This window comes from Burkholderia territorii, from assembly GCF_902833055.1.
In the GTDB taxonomy this organism is placed as follows: Bacteria; Pseudomonadota; Gammaproteobacteria; order Burkholderiales; family Burkholderiaceae; genus Burkholderia; species Burkholderia territorii.
Genome location: NZ_CADFEJ010000072.1, coordinates 1 through 632 on the forward strand (window position 1 = coordinate 1; position 632 = coordinate 632).

1 pseudogene is annotated in these 632 nt (G+C 68.5%); it reads left to right on the plus strand.

The features are described 5' to 3' along the window. Nucleotides 1-632: pseudogene (locus tag HW466_RS31040) on the plus strand (poly-beta-hydroxybutyrate polymerase); the annotation flags it as partial.

The window sequence follows — 632 nt, forward strand, 5'->3', positions numbered from 1 at the left end:
TGGCGATCGGCGCGGCGGCGCTGGGCCGCGACGGGCGCCAGCACGGGATGCTGCGCTCGGTCAGCCTGCTGGCCGCCCAGACCGATTTCAGCGAGCCCGGGGAACTCGGCCTGTTCATCGATGCCAGCGAGCTATCCGCGCTGGACGCCCTGATGTGGCGGCAGGGCTATCTGGACGGCTCCCAGATGTCCGCCGCCTTCCAGTTGCTCAATGCGCGCGATCTGATCTGGTCACGCATGATGAGCGAATACCTGCTCGGCAAGCGCACCAAGCCCAATGACCTGATGTCGTGGAACGCCGACAGCACCCGCATGCCGTACCGCATGCATTCGGAGTACCTCAGGCAACTGTTTCTCGACAACGATCTCGCCGCCGGGCGCTACAGCGTCGACGGCCGGCCGGTGGCGCTGTCGGATATCGAGGTGCCGGCCTTCGTGGTCGGCACCGAGCGCGATCACGTCTCGCCCTGGCGATCCGTCTACCGGCTGCATCTGCTCACGCACAACGCGCTGACCTTCGTGCTCACCGCCGGCGGCCACAATGCCGGCATCGTCTCGGAGCCGGGCCACGCGGGACGCCACTATCGCTGCGCGACGCGCGAGCCGGGCGCCGCCTACCGCAGCCGGCACGAC